This window comes from Pseudomonas sp. Z4-7 (assembly GCF_051131965.1).
GTDB lineage: Bacteria > Pseudomonadota > Gammaproteobacteria > Pseudomonadales > Pseudomonadaceae > Aquipseudomonas.
Window position 1 is genome coordinate 1285633 of record NZ_CP071642.1, and the last position, 15158, is coordinate 1300790.

At 60.2% G+C, this 15158-nt stretch carries 15 protein-coding genes and 1 tRNA gene; 9 read left to right on the plus strand and 7 right to left on the minus strand.

Going from position 1 to position 15158, the window contains the following annotated elements; genetic code table 11:
• Nucleotides 1-4 precede the first annotated feature (4 nt).
• From tolR to J3P91_RS05595, 8 genes are all read left to right on the plus strand, one after another.
• Nucleotides 5-457, plus strand: coding sequence for a protein TolR (gene tolR / locus J3P91_RS05560; protein ID WP_162254906.1), 453 nt, complete (start codon nucleotides 5-7; stop codon nucleotides 455-457).
• Complete coding sequence (gene tolA, locus J3P91_RS05565; RefSeq protein WP_186611664.1) at nucleotides 457-1536, plus strand: cell envelope integrity protein TolA; 1080 nt, start codon at nucleotides 457-459, stop codon at nucleotides 1534-1536. The genes tolR and tolA overlap by 1 nt, the downstream gene beginning before the upstream one ends.
• Nucleotides 1533-2834: a Tol-Pal system beta propeller repeat protein TolB gene (gene tolB, locus J3P91_RS05570; protein WP_370870988.1), complete on the plus strand. Its 1302-nt coding sequence runs from the start codon at nucleotides 1533-1535 to the stop codon at nucleotides 2832-2834. Before tolA ends, tolB begins: the two co-directional genes overlap by 4 nt.
• Before the next feature lie 52 nt (nucleotides 2835-2886).
• Nucleotides 2887-3384 carry a peptidoglycan-associated lipoprotein Pal gene (gene pal / locus J3P91_RS05575; protein ID WP_003178634.1) on the plus strand — a complete coding sequence of 166 codons (498 nt, stop codon included), beginning with the start codon at nucleotides 2887-2889 and terminating at the stop codon, nucleotides 3382-3384.
• Nucleotides 3385-3390: 6 nt separating this feature from the next.
• Nucleotides 3391-4224: a tol-pal system protein YbgF gene (ybgF, locus tag J3P91_RS05580; RefSeq protein ID WP_434569627.1), complete on the plus strand. Its 834-nt coding sequence runs from the start codon at nucleotides 3391-3393 to the stop codon at nucleotides 4222-4224.
• A gap of 166 nt (nucleotides 4225-4390) precedes the next feature.
• Complete coding sequence (gene queE, locus J3P91_RS05585; RefSeq protein WP_434602956.1) at nucleotides 4391-5038, plus strand: 7-carboxy-7-deazaguanine synthase QueE; 648 nt, start codon at nucleotides 4391-4393, stop codon at nucleotides 5036-5038.
• Between the two features lies 1 nt (nucleotide 5039).
• On the plus strand, nucleotides 5040-5732 hold the full coding sequence (queC, locus tag J3P91_RS05590; protein ID WP_434602957.1) for a 7-cyano-7-deazaguanine synthase QueC: 693 nt from the start codon (nucleotides 5040-5042) through the stop codon (nucleotides 5730-5732).
• Between the two features lie 63 nt (nucleotides 5733-5795).
• Nucleotides 5796-5871, plus strand: a tRNA-Lys gene (locus J3P91_RS05595).
• A gap of 170 nt (nucleotides 5872-6041) precedes the next feature.
• Here the strand turns inward: J3P91_RS05595 and J3P91_RS05600 are convergent.
• The 6 genes from J3P91_RS05600 to J3P91_RS05625 all read right to left on the minus strand — a co-directional run bounded on the left by J3P91_RS05600 (nucleotide 6042) and on the right by J3P91_RS05625 (nucleotide 13062).
• A complete protein-coding gene (locus tag J3P91_RS05600) occupies nucleotides 6042-7493 on the minus strand; it encodes a hypothetical protein (protein WP_434602958.1) in 1452 nt (483 codons plus the stop codon).
• 97 nt (nucleotides 7494-7590) lie between these two features.
• Complete coding sequence (locus tag J3P91_RS05605) at nucleotides 7591-8778, minus strand: cyanate transporter (RefSeq protein WP_434569623.1); 1188 nt, start codon at nucleotides 8776-8778, stop codon at nucleotides 7591-7593.
• A 272-nt stretch (nucleotides 8779-9050) separates the two neighbouring features.
• On the minus strand, nucleotides 9051-9911 hold the full coding sequence (gene copD / locus J3P91_RS05610) for a copper homeostasis membrane protein CopD (RefSeq protein ID WP_434605004.1): 861 nt from the start codon (nucleotides 9909-9911) through the stop codon (nucleotides 9051-9053).
• 55 nt (nucleotides 9912-9966) lie between these two features.
• Entirely contained in the window at nucleotides 9967-10353 is a 387-nt protein-coding gene (copC, locus tag J3P91_RS05615; RefSeq protein WP_434602959.1) for a copper homeostasis periplasmic binding protein CopC, read from the minus strand.
• A gap of 53 nt (nucleotides 10354-10406) precedes the next feature.
• Nucleotides 10407-11276 (minus strand): copper resistance protein B, encoded by an 870-nt coding sequence (locus J3P91_RS05620; protein ID WP_434605006.1) that lies wholly within the window; start codon nucleotides 11274-11276, stop codon nucleotides 10407-10409.
• Nucleotides 11277-11319: 43 nt separating this feature from the next.
• Nucleotides 11320-13062: a copper resistance system multicopper oxidase gene (locus J3P91_RS05625; RefSeq protein ID WP_434602960.1), complete on the minus strand. Its 1743-nt coding sequence runs from the start codon at nucleotides 13060-13062 to the stop codon at nucleotides 11320-11322.
• Between the two features lie 316 nt (nucleotides 13063-13378).
• Between J3P91_RS05625 and nadA the strand changes: the two genes are divergently transcribed.
• Nucleotides 13379-14437 (plus strand): quinolinate synthase NadA, encoded by a 1059-nt coding sequence (gene nadA, locus J3P91_RS05630; protein WP_305496382.1) that lies wholly within the window; start codon nucleotides 13379-13381, stop codon nucleotides 14435-14437.
• Nucleotides 14438-14653: 216 nt separating this feature from the next.
• Here the strand turns inward: nadA and J3P91_RS05635 are convergent, their stop codons facing one another.
• Nucleotides 14654-15142: an RDD family protein gene (locus J3P91_RS05635; RefSeq protein WP_434602961.1), complete on the minus strand. Its 489-nt coding sequence runs from the start codon at nucleotides 15140-15142 to the stop codon at nucleotides 14654-14656.
• Nucleotides 15143-15158: the final 16 nt, after the last annotated feature.

The window sequence follows — 15158 nt, forward strand, 5'->3', positions numbered from 1 at the left end:
TTTAATCGCTCGAGCCCGAAACAAGCGCAAGCCGGTTGCCGAGATGAACGTGGTGCCTTACATCGACGTGATGCTGGTGCTGCTGGTCATCTTCATGGTGACCGCGCCGATGCTCAATCAGGGCGTGAAGGTCGATCTGCCCAAGGTTTCCAGCGAAGCCTTGCCGCAGGACAACAACACCCAGGTCCTGACCATTTCGATCAAGGCCGACAAGACTTATTACTGGAACCTTGGCAGCGAAGTCGACACCGAGAAGCAGCAGGACCGGGCCATGACCCTGCCGCAGATGACCGATGCGGTGACCAAGATCATCAATGCCGGCAACAGCAACGGCAAGCGCACCCAGGTCTTCATTCGCGGCGACAAGACCGTCGACTACGGTGCCGTGATGGGCGCCATGGGCGGCCTGCAGAAAGCCGGGGTCGGTAATGTTGGCTTGATCACCGAGGCGCCCTGATGCAGCAACAGCGAGAGCCGTCCGCCTCGGAAAGCTACTTCTGGCCTAGTGTCCTGGCAATCGGCCTGCATGTGCTGGTATTCGGCATGCTGTTCGTCAGTTTTGCCATGACACCGGAGCTGCCGCCGGCCAAGCCGATCGTGCAGGCGACCCTGTACCAGCTCAAATCGAAAAGCCAGGCCACCACGCAGACCAACCAGAAGCTTGCCGGCGAGGCGAAGAAATCCGCCGCGCGCCAGACCGAAGTCGAGCAGATGGAGCAGAAGAAGGTCGAGCAGGAAGCGGTGAGAGCAGCGGAACAAAAGAAAGAGGAAGCTGCTCAAAAGGCCGAAGAAGCCAAGAAGGCCGATGAGGCGAAAAAAGCGGACGAGGCCAAAAAGGCCGACGAAGCCAAGAAAGCCGACGAGGCGAAGAAAACCGCCGAAGCGAAAAAGGCAGAAGAGAAACAATTGGCTGATATAGCCAAGAAGAAAGCCGAAGAAGAAGCCAAGAAAGCCGCTGAAGAAGAGGCCAAGAAAGCGGCCGCTGAAGAAGCGAAGAAAAAGATTGTCGAGGACGCGAAGAAAAAAGCGGCCGAAGACGCCAAGAAGAAAGCTGAAGCTGAAGAGGCGAAAAAGAAAGTCGCCGAAGACGCGAAGAAGAAAGCCGCCGCCGACGCCGCCAAGAAGAAGGCCCAGGACGCAGCGCGTAAATCCGCCGAAGAGAAAAAGGCCCAGGCCCTGGCAGATTTGCTTTCCGACACGCCGGAGCGTCAGCAGGCCTTGGCCGACGAGCAGGGCGATGAAGTCGCCGGCAGCTTCGACGATCTGATTCGCGCCCGGGCGGCGGAAGGCTGGGCTCGTCCTCCTTCGGCGCGCAAAGGCATGACGGTAGTATTACAAATCGGCATGTTGCCCGACGGTACGGTTACCTCGGTCAGCGTGGCCAAGTCCAGTGGCGATGGTCCGTTCGACGCTTCGGCGGTCGCGGCGGTCAAGAACATTGGGCGATTGACGGAAATGCAAGGAATGAAGCCGAGCGATTTTGCTCCCTATCGTTCGTTCAAGATGACATTCACACCTGAGGATCTAGCCTTGTGAGAAACCTTCTTCGATCAATGCTTGTCGTTATCTGCTGCCTGGCAGGGATAGCGGTAGCAGAGGAAAAGAACATCCTGGTCACCAGCGGCAGCGACCGTGCGACCCCGATCGCCGTCGTTCCGTTCGGTTGGCAGGGCGGCAGCGTCCTGCCGGACGACATGGCGGAAATCATCGGCAACGACCTGCGCAACTCGGGCTACTACGCGCCGATTCCCAAGCAGAACATGATCAGCCTGCCAACCCAGGCCAGCGAAGTCATCTACCGCGACTGGAAGGCTCTTGGCGCCCAGTACATCATGGTCGGCAGCATCGTTCCGGCCGGTGGCCGCCTGCAGGTGCAGTACGCCTTGTTCAACGTCGCCACCGAGCAGCAAGTGCTGACCGGCAGCGTGTCGGGCAGCGTTGACCAGTTGCGTGACATGTCCCACTACATCGCCGACCAGTCGTTCGAGAAACTTACCGGCATCAAGGGCGCGTTCTCGACCCGCATGCTCTACGTGACCGCCGAACGCTTCTCCGAGAAAAATACCCGCTACACCCTGCAGCGCTCCGACTATGACGGCGCCCGCGCGGTGACCCTGCTGCAATCGCGCGAGCCGATCCTGTCGCCGCGTTTCGCCCCCGATGGCAAGCGCATCGCCTATGTGTCGTTCGAACAGAAGCGCCCGCGCATCTTCGTCCAGCACATCGACACCGGTCGCCGCGAGCAGATCACCAACTTCGAAGGCCTGAACGGCGCGCCTGCCTGGTCGCCCGACGGTACGCGGCTGGCGTTCGTGCTGTCCAAGGACGGTAATCCGGACATCTACGTGATGAACCTGGCTTCACGCTCGATCTCCCGCGTGACCAACGGCCCGGGCATCAACACCGAACCGTTCTGGGGCAAGGATGGCTCGACCATCTACTTCACCTCGGACCGTGGCGGCAAGCCGCAGATCTACAAGACCAGCGCCGGTGGCGGTGGTGCCGAGCGCGTGACGTTCGTCGGTAACTACAACGCCAACCCTAAGCTTTCGGCGGACGAAAAGACTCTGGTGATGATCCATCGCCAGGACGGTTTCACCAATTTCAAGGTGGCGGCCCAGGATTTGCAGCGCGGTAGCGTAAAAATCCTCACTGATAGCACTCTGGACGAGTCACCTACTGTTGCGCCCAACGGCACCATGGTAATCTACGCCACCCGCCAGCAGGGCCGGGGAGTCTTGATGCTCGTGTCCATTAATGGACGCGTGAGGCTCCCGCTTCCTACCGCTCAAGGCGAAGTCAGAGAACCGTCCTGGTCCCCTTACCTGAACTGACGCGGCGCAATACGTTTTACTTAACACACTGGGGTTCATTAGGAGTTTCACGATGGAAATGCTGAAGTTTGGTAAATTTGCTGCGCTGGCTCTGGCCATGGCTGTAGCTGTAGGTTGCTCGTCCAAAGGCGGCGACAACGCCGGTGAAGGCGCTGTTGATCCAAACGCTGGTTACGGCGCTAACACTGGTGCAGTTGATGGCTCCCTGAGCGAAGAAGCTGCTCTGCGCGCAATCACCACCTTCTACTTCGAATACGACAGCTCGGACCTGAAGCCAGAAGCCATGCGCGCTCTGGACGTTCACGCCAAAGACCTGAAAGCAAACGGCGCTCGCGTTGTTCTGGAAGGCAACACCGACGAACGTGGTACTCGTGAGTACAACATGGCACTGGGCGAGCGTCGTGCGAAAGCCGTTCAGCGCTACCTGGTACTGCAAGGTGTTTCCCCAGCTCAGCTGGAACTGGTTTCCTACGGCGAAGAGCGTCCAGTTGCTACCGGCAACGACGAGCAGTCCTGGGCTCAAAACCGTCGCGTCGAACTGCGTAAGTAATTCGTCATGCGAACGTGCCGTCGTGCTGTAACTGTTCTGGCTCTCAGCCTCGCGCCGCTTGCGGCGTGGGCTGCGGTTCCTGTGGTCGATAACGATGCCGGCTATAACAATAGCGGGAGCAGTTATCCGCCTGCAGGTTACGGTACGAACGGCGCCTATGCCGGGGGAGGGGTTTCGGCCCCTGTCTCGGCACAGGGCGAGCTGTTCAACCAACTGCAGCAAATGCAGGATCAACTGTCACGCCAGCAAGGCGCGATTGAAGTTCTGCAAAACGAAGTATCGCGCATGAAGCAGGAAAACCTGGAGCGATACCAGGATCTTGATCGGCGCATAGGAACCGGCGTTGCACCTGCCGCGACTCCTGAGAATTCTCCAGCCGGTGGCGACTTGAACGCCCCCGGTGCAGCCGCAGGCGCCGGGGCAAGTGCCCCAGCAGCACCTGCCGCTGGTGGCGAGCCGGCTGACCCGGCGAAGGAAAAGCTCTATTACGATGCTGCCTTCGACCTGATCAAAGCCAAGGATTTCGACAAGGCCAGCCAGGCCTTCGGCGCTTTCCTGCGTAAATACCCCAATAGTCAGTATTCGGGTAATGCCCAATACTGGCTGGGCGAAGTGAACCTGGCCAAGGGCGACCTGCAAGGCGCAGGCCAGGCGTTCGCCAAGGTCTCGCAGCTGTATCCCAAGCATGCCAAAGTGCCGGATTCGCTGTACAAGCTCGCTGATGTCGAGCGCCGCCTCGGTCATACCGACAAGGTAAAAGGCATTCTGCAGCAGGTGGTGGCCCAATATCCGGGTACCTCCGCCGCTCAGTTGGCCCAGCGCGATCTGCAACGCATGTAAGGCCGTTTGACCCGTTTTGAAGAAACCCGCGCCTGTCGCGGGTTTTTTCGTTAGAATTCACGCCCTTTTTCTGAAACACGCTTCCTGGGATCTACGCGTTGGCGGGGTTGCTTGAAGTGCCTGACGGAGGCGGACAGCCTGTTTAGCTGTTACGCCCGTGGCGACTATGCAAGACACATTGAGAATTACCGAAGTTTTTTACTCGTTGCAGGGTGAAACGCGGACGGCCGGGCTGCCCACTGTTTTTGTGCGCCTCACCGGTTGCCCGCTGCGTTGCCAATACTGCGACAGCGCCTACGCCTTCAGCGGCGGTACCTTGCGCACCCTCGATGACCTCGTTGAACAAGTCGCAGGTTTTCGTCCGCGCTATGTTTGCGTCACTGGCGGTGAGCCATTGGCACAACCCAATGCCATTCCTTTACTCAAGCGACTGTGCGATGCCGGCTATGAGGTCTCGCTGGAGACCAGCGGCGCCTTGGATATCTCGGCTGTCGATCCGCGCGTCAGTCGTGTCGTGGACCTGAAGACCCCTGGTTCGAAGGAGGCGCATCGTAACCGCTACGAGAACATGGAGCTGTTGACGTCCAACGACCAGGTCAAATTTGTTATCTGTTCGCGGGAAGATTACGACTGGGCGGTATCCAAGCTGATCCAGTACGGACTCGATCAGCGCGCCGGCGAGGTATTGTTCTCGCCGAGTCACCACGACCTGAACGCCCGAGATCTGGCCGACTGGGTGGTAGCGGACAACTTGCCGGTGCGCCTGCAATTGCAGCTGCATAAATATCTTTGGAACGACGAGCCGGGGCGCTGACATGACTGAACAATCAACCACTTCTGAAAAACGTGCCGTCATCCTGCTGTCCGGTGGCCTGGACTCGGCGACTGTCGTGGCGATGGCCCGTGCCGAAGGTTATCGCTGCTACACCATGAGCTTCGATTATGGCCAGCGCCACCGTGCCGAACTGCATGCTGCCGAGCGAGTGGCACGAGACCTGGGTGTGATCGAACACAAGGTGATCGGCCTGAACCTCAACGGCATCGGCGGTTCGGCGTTGACCGACAGTTCCATCGACGTACCCGAAGCACCGAGCGAGGGGATTCCGGTGACCTACGTGCCGGCGCGCAATACCGTGTTCCTGTCCCTGGCGTTGGGCTGGGCCGAAGTACTGGGGGCGCGTGACATTTTCATTGGTGTCAATGCGGTGGATTATTCCGGTTATCCGGATTGCCGCCCGGAGTTCGTCGAAGCCTTCGAGCGTATGGCCAACCTGGCGACCAAGGCCGGTGTAGAAGGGCAAGGCTTTCGTATCCAGGCGCCGCTGCAAAACCTCAGCAAGGCTGACATCGTCAAGGCGGGGGTGAGGCTGGGTGTCGACTACGGCCTTACCGTCTCGTGCTATCAGGCCGATGATCAAGGGCGTGCTTGTGGCAAGTGCGACAGCTGCCGTCTGCGTGCTGAAGGCTTCGCGGCAGCCGGCGTGAGCGATCCAACCCCTTATTTTTGATTTATTTCAAATTAAGTGTTGAATAGTCCTTAGAAATCAGTATTATACGCGCCACCACACAGAGGGTCGTTAGCTCAGTTGGTAGAGCAGTTGGCTTTTAACCAATTGGTCGTAGGTTCGAATCCCACACGACCCACCATTTTCTGTAGTTTTAAAAGTCTGGAAGGCCCACGTAAGTGAGGATTTCCGGATTTTTTTTTGCCTGGAATAAAGTACCCCCCCGCGCAGAAGCGAGGAGTCAGGTGCTGCGGCTGGACGGTCGCAGAGCGGACGCATGCCAGCTCTGCGACGAATAGCGCGAGCGATACGCTATGACCTGACCTGGTCTGGCGCTTTCTTCTCGCCCCAAGCGGAGCGATGGATACCTGGAACCAGCACTTCCCAACCTAGCCAACGTCCTGCGTGGATTTGCCATGATGGTACCCGGCAGGACCATTCATTTGGCGCCTTCCTGGCGAATGCCGGCAACAGAGGTTTTCGTACGACTTTGCTGTTGAGCGTGCTGACACAGAACTTCGAGTAGTTTTTCAGCTCCTTGAGTTCAAGCGACAGCATGTCTTTGGGGCACAGCAGCAGTACGTCCCCAAAGGAATACAACTGGAACGCCTCGACTTCTATTTTTTTCGCGGCAACCTCACGTGTTTTCCACAGGGTGGCGCTCAGGTCCTGCAGCTCCATGTCTTCTGGCAACGCATATCGTTCTGCCGTTTTTTGCCGGACTGACAAGCCTTCTGCCGCGATATAGGTAATGTGGCTCAAACTGCCTGGTGAAAGCATTGTAAAGGCGCAGAATGCGAGGATCATTGCCATCAGGCCATTGAAGGTACGCCTGTAGATGTCCCCCTTGAAACAATAAAAGATGATGACTGGCAGCAGGGTGAAGATGAGTGTCAACCAAGACAGACCCGCCACGTAGGGGACGGTGTCCGGCGTTTCCCTCTCCATATACGAACGTATCGTCAACAGGATTGGAAAAGCGGCGAAGATCACAGTGACAAATATGGAGAGCGAGAGCAGGGAGACGAGCCAGAATCCTTTGCGAGCCCATACCCATGACCATAGCCGCTGGCATTCTCCTGTCATCCGTAGCCACGTCGGCGTCGTCCTGTTTTTGAGTGCCTGCCACGAATCAGTAAGCCGTTTTGGCAGCCGGACCTTCGGGGCGCGGGCTGCCTTCTGCGGCTTTTGTTTTTTTTGCTTTATCTGCTGATGGTGCGCCAGGCGTTTCAGGCGGGCTCGATCCAGCCTGGCTTGGACAAGGATGCTTTTCCTGATGATTTTTTTGAACGGCGTGAAGGCGTACATGAGAAAGCACGCAACGAAGACGACCACCAGTAACGCCGAGAATGTCGCCCATGCGTTTAATGCGGGCAGGAAGAAAGTGGTCAGGATGAATGCGCTAAATCCAACGACAGTGGGGAACGCCAGATAAAAAACGATCCTCGGCTGGTTATCCTTCAGGTTTGAAAACAGCGAAACCGAGCAGCCGAACATCCAGGTTGTTGCTCCGAGGATGAACAGGTACGAAAGCATCAGCAGTAAAACCAGTACGACCCAGACCAACAGTGCGGACTTCACATCGATGGACGGCATGAACAGATCGATTCGTCCAATCGTGCGGGTATAGAGATACAGTGTGATGAACCCTAGCCCTGTTGCGAGCAGGCCTAAGGTGACTGTGATCTGGGTCCAATAGGAAAGAATGCGTCTGACGGTGTGCTTGAGTACTTCAGCGAAGGTTCTGTCAGGTCTGACGGACAAGGCGTAGCTCCCTTACAAGGTAAAATTCCTGGCAGGTATAGTAGCGCCAGGAAGCGAGAGCTAAAGCTTCAACCTGTAAATCTCCTACCTGAAATCGTTAGCGGATGTGCTTTGCGTAATGTTTCGGGTCCAGGCGCAATACCATTACCATCATCAGCGCGATGACCACCACGAGCGACCACCAGGCCCATTCGAAACTCCCCAGCCGGTCGCGGATCATCCCGGCAATCAGCGGTGACAGCCCGGCGATGAGGTAGCCGATGCCCTGCACGAATGCAGTGAGCCCCCCGGCGCGGCGTGGGTTGTCCAGGTGATCGAGGGAGACGATCAGGCTCATGGGGAACAGCCCGCCGATACCCAGTCCCAACAGGCTCGGCCATAACAGGCTGAGGCGCTCCGGATTGAGAATCAGGCCGCAGAAGCCGGCCATGATCATGACCAGCAGAACGATCAGGATTTTACGTTTGTCCTGACTGCGGTTGGCGATCGCCGGAGTGATGAGGCCGGACAACACCTCCATCGTCGTGAGAAATCCCAGCAGCAGGCCGGCGTGCTGTTCGCTCCAGCCTTTTTCCACGTAATACGGTGCCAGCCAGGCCAGTACGCAGGTATAGGAGGCGGTGCCCAAGCCAAAAAAAATCGCCAGCAGCCAGGCCCGGGCGTTGCCGAAAAACGCTTGGTGGCGCTGGGATGCGGCTTGGGGCAGGGGCGTGACGCTCCAGCGTTGGACCCACCAGCAGCCCAAGGCGACCAGCGCCAGCAAGGCCCAGATCGCCAGGCCGATGCGCCAACTGCCGGTCTGCGCCAGGACAAAGGGTGAAAACGAGGCGGCAAGCGCCGCGCCGCCCATGATTGAGGTGACATACAAGCCCATCAGCAGCGAGACGCTGTCGGCGAAGCGCGCCTTGATCAGTGCGGGCATCACGGCCTGGATCAAGGCGATTCCGAGCCCGGCCACCACCGCGCTGGTGACCAACCCGGCGGCGCTGTCCAGATACAAGCGCGATGCCGTGGCGATACCAATGATCAGCAGCGACAGGACGACGGTACGGTGTTCACCGATGCGCAGGGCGATGCGCATGCCCAGGAACATGGCCACGCCCATCGCCATGACAGGCAGCATGGTCAGCAGTGAAGCGCTGCTGAAACTCAGGGGCACCTCGCCGCGAATGGCTGACAGCAGCGGCCCGACCGCGGCCATCGAGGGGCGCAGGTTCAGCGCTACCAGCACGATACTGACCATCAGCCAGACGGCGCGGGTGCTGGTGGTTTGGACGTTTTCCATGATGGGGCCTTGCTAAGACAAAGCACATTTAGGCTACGGCGGCCTGCATTGGGCAAACTGAAAAACGGCGGGGCTTATCGAATAATCAAATGCCGCACCCAGTCGCCCTTCGTGGCGAGGGAGCTTGCTCCCGCTGGGCTGCGAAGCAGACCTGAAAAAGAATGGGCGCGATGCATGTGGGGGGACCGAGTGCGGCGGTTTTGGGGCGGCTTCGCCCCCCAGCGGGAGCGAGCTCCCTCGCCACGGGTTCGGTGAGTGCCGTGAGAGGGGCTTTATTCCATCCCTGGGCTTAGCGTCCCCAGCCACGCCACCAATCCAAGGATAACCACCGCTACACAAAGCTCCAGCAGCATGCTGCGCCGCAGGGCCCTCACCGCGGCTCGGTGCTCGCCGGTCTGCCGGGCCTGTTCCAGCAGCGGGCCCAGGTGAAAACGGTTCAGCGCGGCGAACCCCAGCATGGCCAGGAACAGGCCGAGTTTCAGCATCAGCAGCTGACCATAGGTGCTATCGAATAACCCCGCGAAGTTCGGGCCGACGATGAACAGATAATTGGCGACTCCTGTCACCGCGATGACTGCCACGATCACAGCACCGGCCGTGGCAAATCCGCTCAAGGTCCGGGCCAGTACCGCCAGCTGAGGTTCGGCTTGCCGAAGCAGCAGGGCAAACGCGGCCAAGGCTCCGACCCAGCCACCCGCTGCCCACAGGTGCAGGAAGTCGCTGATGAAATGCCAGCTCCGGCGTGCGCCTTCGTCCATGGCGCCGTGCCCTGCCCAGGCCAGCGTCGCCAGAGCCACGGCTCCGCCCAGCATGGCCAGGACCAGGCTGACGGTTGGCGAGCGGCTATCAAGCGTCACGGCGAAACCGGCCAGCAACAACGCCGCCATGCGCAGCGTCCAGCTCAAACCGACATCGGTTTCCAGCACCATCATTTCGAAGTGCGGCCACAGCTCCGCCCACTCCGAAGCTCCGCTCATGGCCCAGGTCATGCACGCCATGGCACCCAGGGAGAGCAGCATCCCAAGCATGGCCGTAGTCGCCAGCAACGACGCGAAAGGCAACACCGCGCCTGACGCCCGCTCCCGACCTCGCAGGCTGTAAAGGCCAAACGCAGCCAGGCCGAACAGCAACATCAGATCCAGGTAGAGGGCAAAGCGCAGCGCGATGTTGATCGAGTCGCTCGTCAACTCACTTCACCTTGAACGTGATATTGCCGGTGATCGGGTGCGTGTCTGACGATACCGCGCGCCACTGCGCCTGGTAGGTGCCGGCGGTGAGAGGCGCATGGGGAGTAATGACCATGGTTTTCGGATCATCGCTGCCGGATACCTTGGCTGGCACGGGCATTGGTGCGTGCGCCGACATGCCGGGCATCCCGGTCATCATCAGCTTGGCGCCGGAGAATTGGGTCACGAGATTTTCGGAAAAGTGCAGCTCGATCTTCGCTGGCGATGCCTCCTCAGCGCCTTCGGCGGGGCTGGAGGAGAGCAGTTTCGGATGGGCCTGGGCCAGGCCACTGGCCAACAGGCCGGTGGACAGCGCGGCGGCCATGACAGCGGTTTTGATGAATGACATGCAAGGACTCCTACAGCTTGTTTTTCAGTGATTGATGGAACAGGGCCAATGCCTCAGAACCACAGGCGCACGCCCACTACCAGGCGTGCCTCGTTGCGGTCTTCGCCTTCGTCCCGGGCGTAGTCGGCGGTGTTGCCGTAGACGCGGTTCCAGGTCACGCCAACGTACGGGGCGAACTCACGGCGGATTTCGTAGCGCAGCCGCAGCCCCACTTCGGTGTCGGACAACCCCGAGCCGACGCCCCGATCAGGGTCATTCTTGCCGTAGAAGTTGGCTTCGGCGGTGGGCTGCAGAATCAGCCGATTGGTCAGCAGAATGTCGTAGTCGCCCTCCAGGCGCGCCGCGCTCCGGCCATCTTCACCGATGAAGGCGGTGGCCTCGGCTTCGAAGTTGTACAGCGCCATGCCTTGTAGGCCGAATGCTGCCCAGGTCTGTGAGTCACCTGGCTTGAAGTCCTGGCGCACGCCGGCCACCACATCCCACCAAGGGCTGATGGCATGGCCCCAGAGGGCCTGGAGTTCGGCTTCTTCGGTCTTGCCATGGGTGCGTTCGCCTTCGGAGCGCAGCCACAAGCGGTCGATGTCGCCGCCGATCCAGCCGGAGGCATCCCAGCTAAGGGCGTTGCCGTCATCGGCGTCTTGCCACTCCAGCTGGTCGATCAGGAAGAACGAGTTGATGGCGCTGTCGTGCACCGCGTGGCCACCGTGGTCTTCATAGACGGCGGCGCGGTCAGCGGCGGTCAGTTCGGGGATCGGTGTGCGGCTGCTGGTGGGCGCGGCTTGCATGGAATCCATGCCCTGCATCGAGTCCATGCCTTGCATCTGGCTGTGGTCCATCGCCGGCATCTGGCTGTGATCCATGCCTTGCATCGTGTCGCTTGCTGCCCAGGCTGACAGGCTGGTGCCGAGGGCAAGCGCGGCCATGGGCAGGGTGGGGGATTTAAACAAACTGATCATGGTCGGCTCCTCATTCCTGCACCCGGACTTCGCGGAACATGCCCATTTCCATATGAAACAGCAGGTGGCAGTGATAGGCCCAGCGGCCAAGCGCGTCGGCGGTCACTCGATAGCTGCGCCTGGAACCGGGCGGTACGTCGATGGTGTGCTTGCGCACCATGAACTGGCCGTTTTCGTCTTCCAGGTCGCTCCACATGCCGTGCAGGTGGATGGGGTGGGTCATCATGGTGTCGTTGATCAACACGATGCGCAGGCGCTCGCCGTACTTGAGCAGCAGCGGCGCGGCGTCGCTGAACTTCACGCCGTTGAACGACCAGACGAATTTTTCCATGTGCCCGGTCAGGTGCAGCTCGATCGTGCGGCCCGGCTCGCGGCCGTCGGGGTCGCCAAAGGTGCTGCGCAGGTCCGCGTAGGTCAGCACTTTGCGGCCATTGTTGCGCAGGCCCATGCCTGGGTCGTCGAGCTTGGGTTTGACGCTCATGGCCTGCATGTCCACCAACGGATTGTCGTTCTCCGTTTCGGGATGGGTTTGCATCCCGCCCATACCTGGCAGGGTGCCGTGGTCCATGCCGGTCATGTCATCCATGCCCTGCATCTGGCTATGGTCCATGCCCTGCATTGATCCGTGATCCATGCCGGCCATGCCCATGTCGTCCATGGTCACCAGTGGCCGAGGGTCCAGGGGTGGTACCGGCGCCGCCAGTCCGGCCCGGGTCGTGAGGGTGCCGCGGGCGTAGCCGGTGCGGTCCATGGACTGGGTGAACAGGGTGTAGGCTTGCTGCGTCGGCTCGATGATGACGTCGTAGGTTTCCGCCACGGCGATTCGGAACTCATCGACGCTCACCGGTTTGACGTACTGGCCATCAGAGGCCACGACGGTCATTTTCAGGCCGGGTATGCGCACATCGAAATAGGTCATCGACGAGCCATTGATGAAACGCAAGCGGATGCGTTCACCCGGCTTGAACAGGCCGGTCCAGTTCATGTCCGGTGCCTGGCCGTTCATGAGATAGGTGTAGGTGGCGCCACTGACGTCGGCAAGGTCGGTGGGATTCATCTTCATCTCGGCCCACATCTTGCGATCGGCCACGGTGGCGGCCCAGCCGTTCTTGCCGACATCGTCGATGAAGTCGCCGACCGTGCGTTTGTTGTAGTTGTAGTAGTCCGATTGTTTCTTCAGCTTGCGGATGATTTGGGTGGGGTCCTCATCGCTCCAGTCGGTGAGCATGACCACGTAGTCCCGCTCATACTGGAAAGGCTCGGGTTCCCTGGCGTCTATGACCAGCGGGCCATAGACCCCGGATTGCTCCTGGAAGCCGGAATGGCTGTGGTACCAGTAGGTGCCGTTCTGCCGGACCTTGAACTGGTAGACATACAGGCCGCCGGGCTCGATGCCTTTGAAGCTCAGCCCGGGGACGCCGTCCATGTTGGCCGGCAGGAGGATGCCGTGCCAATGGATCGAAGTGCTGTCTTGCAGGCGATTGCGTACGCGCAAGGTCACGGTGTCGCCCTCACGCCAGCGCAGCAACGGCCCGGGAATGCCGCCGTTGATGGTCTGGGCTGTGCGCAGGTTGCCGGTGAAATTGACCGGGCTTTCGCCGATGAACAGGTCGAACTCGGTGCCGCTCAGTACGTTGGGCTGGCCCGGGCTGGTAAGGGCCCAGACGGGCGAGCGCCACAAGCCCAGGCCACCAAGGATGCCGCCGGCAGTCAGGCCCTTGACGAAGGTTCGCCGGGAAGTTTTCGATTGCATGACGTTTGAAAATCCATCGCTCGATTCAAAGCAGGCACAGGAGCTGGCCCCTGTGCGGGTTGAAAAGAAGATGACACAGCCGGACGCGGCGGGTGATTACATTTCAGTCAGCTTGGCACCACGAGGGAACGGGTGCGTTGCAGTGGCCGGGCACAGGTCAGAATGATCTTTTGCAACGGCGGGATATTCTGTAGCCTTGCCGGCTTCATGCTGTCCCGTGCCTGATTGATACCCACTTTCCCGGCGGTACCCGAGTGGTCCGGAGCCGGGTGTATACTCGACTTTCGCGCAAAACGCGCCCATAGGTCTTGCGAACATGACGCAGATTTCCGAACGCCTTCTGGTCCAGGCCCACCTCGATGCCAAGCAGCCCAAGCCGCTGACGGCCGAGCAAGAAGCCTGGTACCGCGCCGCCATCGCCGCCGAGCTCAAGGCTCAGGACGCGGTGCTGGTTGCGCATTTCTACTGTGACCCGATCATCCAGGCCCTGGCCGAGGAGACCGGGGGCTGTGTTTCCGACTCCCTGGAAATGGCCCGCTTCGGCAACGCCCATCCGGCCAAGACCGTGGTGGTGGCCGGGGTCAAGTTCATGGGCGAGACCGCGAAGATCCTCAACCCTGAAAAACGCGTGCTGATGCCGACCCTGGAAGCCACCTGCTCCCTGGACCTGGGCTGCCCGGTGGATGAGTTCTCGGCGTTCTGCGACCAGCATCCGGAGCGCACCGTGGTCGTCTACGCCAACACTTCGGCGGCGGTAAAGGCCCGGGCCGACTGGGTTGTGACGTCCAGCTGCGCACTGGAGATCGTCGAGAGCCTGATGGACAACGGCGAGACGATCATCTGGGGCCCGGACAAGCACCTGGGGACCTACATCCAGCGCAAGACCGGCGCCGATATGCTGCTCTGGGACGGTGCCTGCATCGTCCACGAGGAGTTCAAGTCCAAGCAATTGGAAGACATGAAGGCGCTGTACCCGGACGCCGCGATCCTGGTGCACCCGGAGTCGCCGACCTCGGTGATCGAGCTGGCGGATGCCGTGGGCTCCACCAGTCAGTTGATCGCTGCGGCGCAAAGCTTGCCGAACAAGACGCTGATCGTCGCCACCGACCGCGGCATCTTCTACAAGATGCAGCAGCTGTGCCCCGACAAAGTTTTCATCGAAGCTCCCACGGCCGGCAACGGCGCGGCGTGCCGCAGTTGCGCGCATTGCCCGTGGATGGCGATGAACACCCTGGAGCGCACCCTCCAGGCGTTGAAGGACGGGAGCAACGAGATCTTCGTCGATCCGGCCTTGATCCCCCAGGCGATCCGCCCGCTCAAGCGCATGCTGGACTTCACCCAGGCGGCGCGGATGAAGTTGGCGGGGAATGCCTGATTCCGGGAGTCTTGAGACCTCTGAAGGGCTTGAAGCTTTGAGAGGTCTTGATACCTGGGGAATTCTTGTGGCGAGGGAGCTTGCTCCCGCTGGGCTGCGAAGCAGCCCCCTCCTGCCAGCACCGCATATCTTCAGATAAACCAAACAGGCCTTTTACGACTGCTGCGCAGCCGAGCGGGAGCAAGCTCCCTCGCCACGAGACCAGTGGTTGTTCCTTTACTTGGTCTTCTTGGGAATCCGCACCAGTTGCGTATCCGAGTAGATGTCATGCCAGCCGCGCTTGCGCTTGTCGAACAGCGCCCAGATAAAGCCCAGCCCCAGCAACAGCAACGACGCAATCGACACCACGAACCGCAACAGCGCCTGCCACAGGCTGATGGCCGTGCCATCGGCGTTCTGCACGCGAATACACCAGACCTGCATGCCCAGGGTCTGGCCGTTGTGGGTCCAGAACTTGGCGAAGAAACCGAACAGCACGAAGAGCAATACGGTGGACAGCAGCGGGTCACCGTCCAGTGCTCCGGCGTCGGTGAGGGCGCGCATCTTTTCTTCGCCGATGATCGCCATCTGGATCATCTTGTAGACGCCACCGGTCACGATCAGCAGTGCCGTGCACAGCAGGAAGTCATAAAACATCGCTGCCAGGCGACGGCCCAGGCCGACGGGTGCAAAATCGCCCTGGGGAGTGAGCAGGTGTTTCGGCATGACGGCCTCGGCTGAA

Bases quoted from the DNA above. Each gene is read 5' to 3' on its own strand.
- tolA (WP_186611664.1), top strand. From the start codon at position 457: ATGCAGCAACAGCGAGAGCCGTCCGCCTCGGAAAGCTACTTCTGGCCT.
- pal (WP_003178634.1), top strand. From the start codon at position 2,887: ATGGAAATGCTGAAGTTTGGTAAATTTGCTGCGCTGGCTCTGGCCATG.
- ybgF (WP_434569627.1), top strand. From the start codon at position 3,391: ATGCGAACGTGCCGTCGTGCTGTAACTGTTCTGGCTCTCAGCCTCGCG.
- queE (WP_434602956.1), top strand. From the start codon at position 4,391: ATGCAAGACACATTGAGAATTACCGAAGTTTTTTACTCGTTGCAGGGT.
- queC (WP_434602957.1), top strand. From the start codon at position 5,040: ATGACTGAACAATCAACCACTTCTGAAAAACGTGCCGTCATCCTGCTG.
- J3P91_RS05605 (WP_434569623.1), bottom strand. From the start codon at position 8,778: ATGGAAAACGTCCAAACCACCAGCACCCGCGCCGTCTGGCTGATGGTC.
- copD (WP_434605004.1), bottom strand. From the start codon at position 9,911: ATGTTGCTGTTCGGCCTGGCTGCGTTTGGCCTTTACAGCCTGCGAGGT.
- copC (WP_434602959.1), bottom strand. From the start codon at position 10,353: ATGTCATTCATCAAAACCGCTGTCATGGCCGCCGCGCTGTCCACCGGC.
- J3P91_RS05620 (WP_434605006.1), bottom strand. From the start codon at position 11,276: ATGGCCGCGCTTGCCCTCGGCACCAGCCTGTCAGCCTGGGCAGCAAGC.
- J3P91_RS05625 (WP_434602960.1), bottom strand. From the start codon at position 13,062: ATGCAATCGAAAACTTCCCGGCGAACCTTCGTCAAGGGCCTGACTGCC.
- nadA (WP_305496382.1), top strand. From the start codon at position 13,379: ATGACGCAGATTTCCGAACGCCTTCTGGTCCAGGCCCACCTCGATGCC.
- J3P91_RS05635 (WP_434602961.1), bottom strand. From the start codon at position 15,142: ATGCCGAAACACCTGCTCACTCCCCAGGGCGATTTTGCACCCGTCGGC.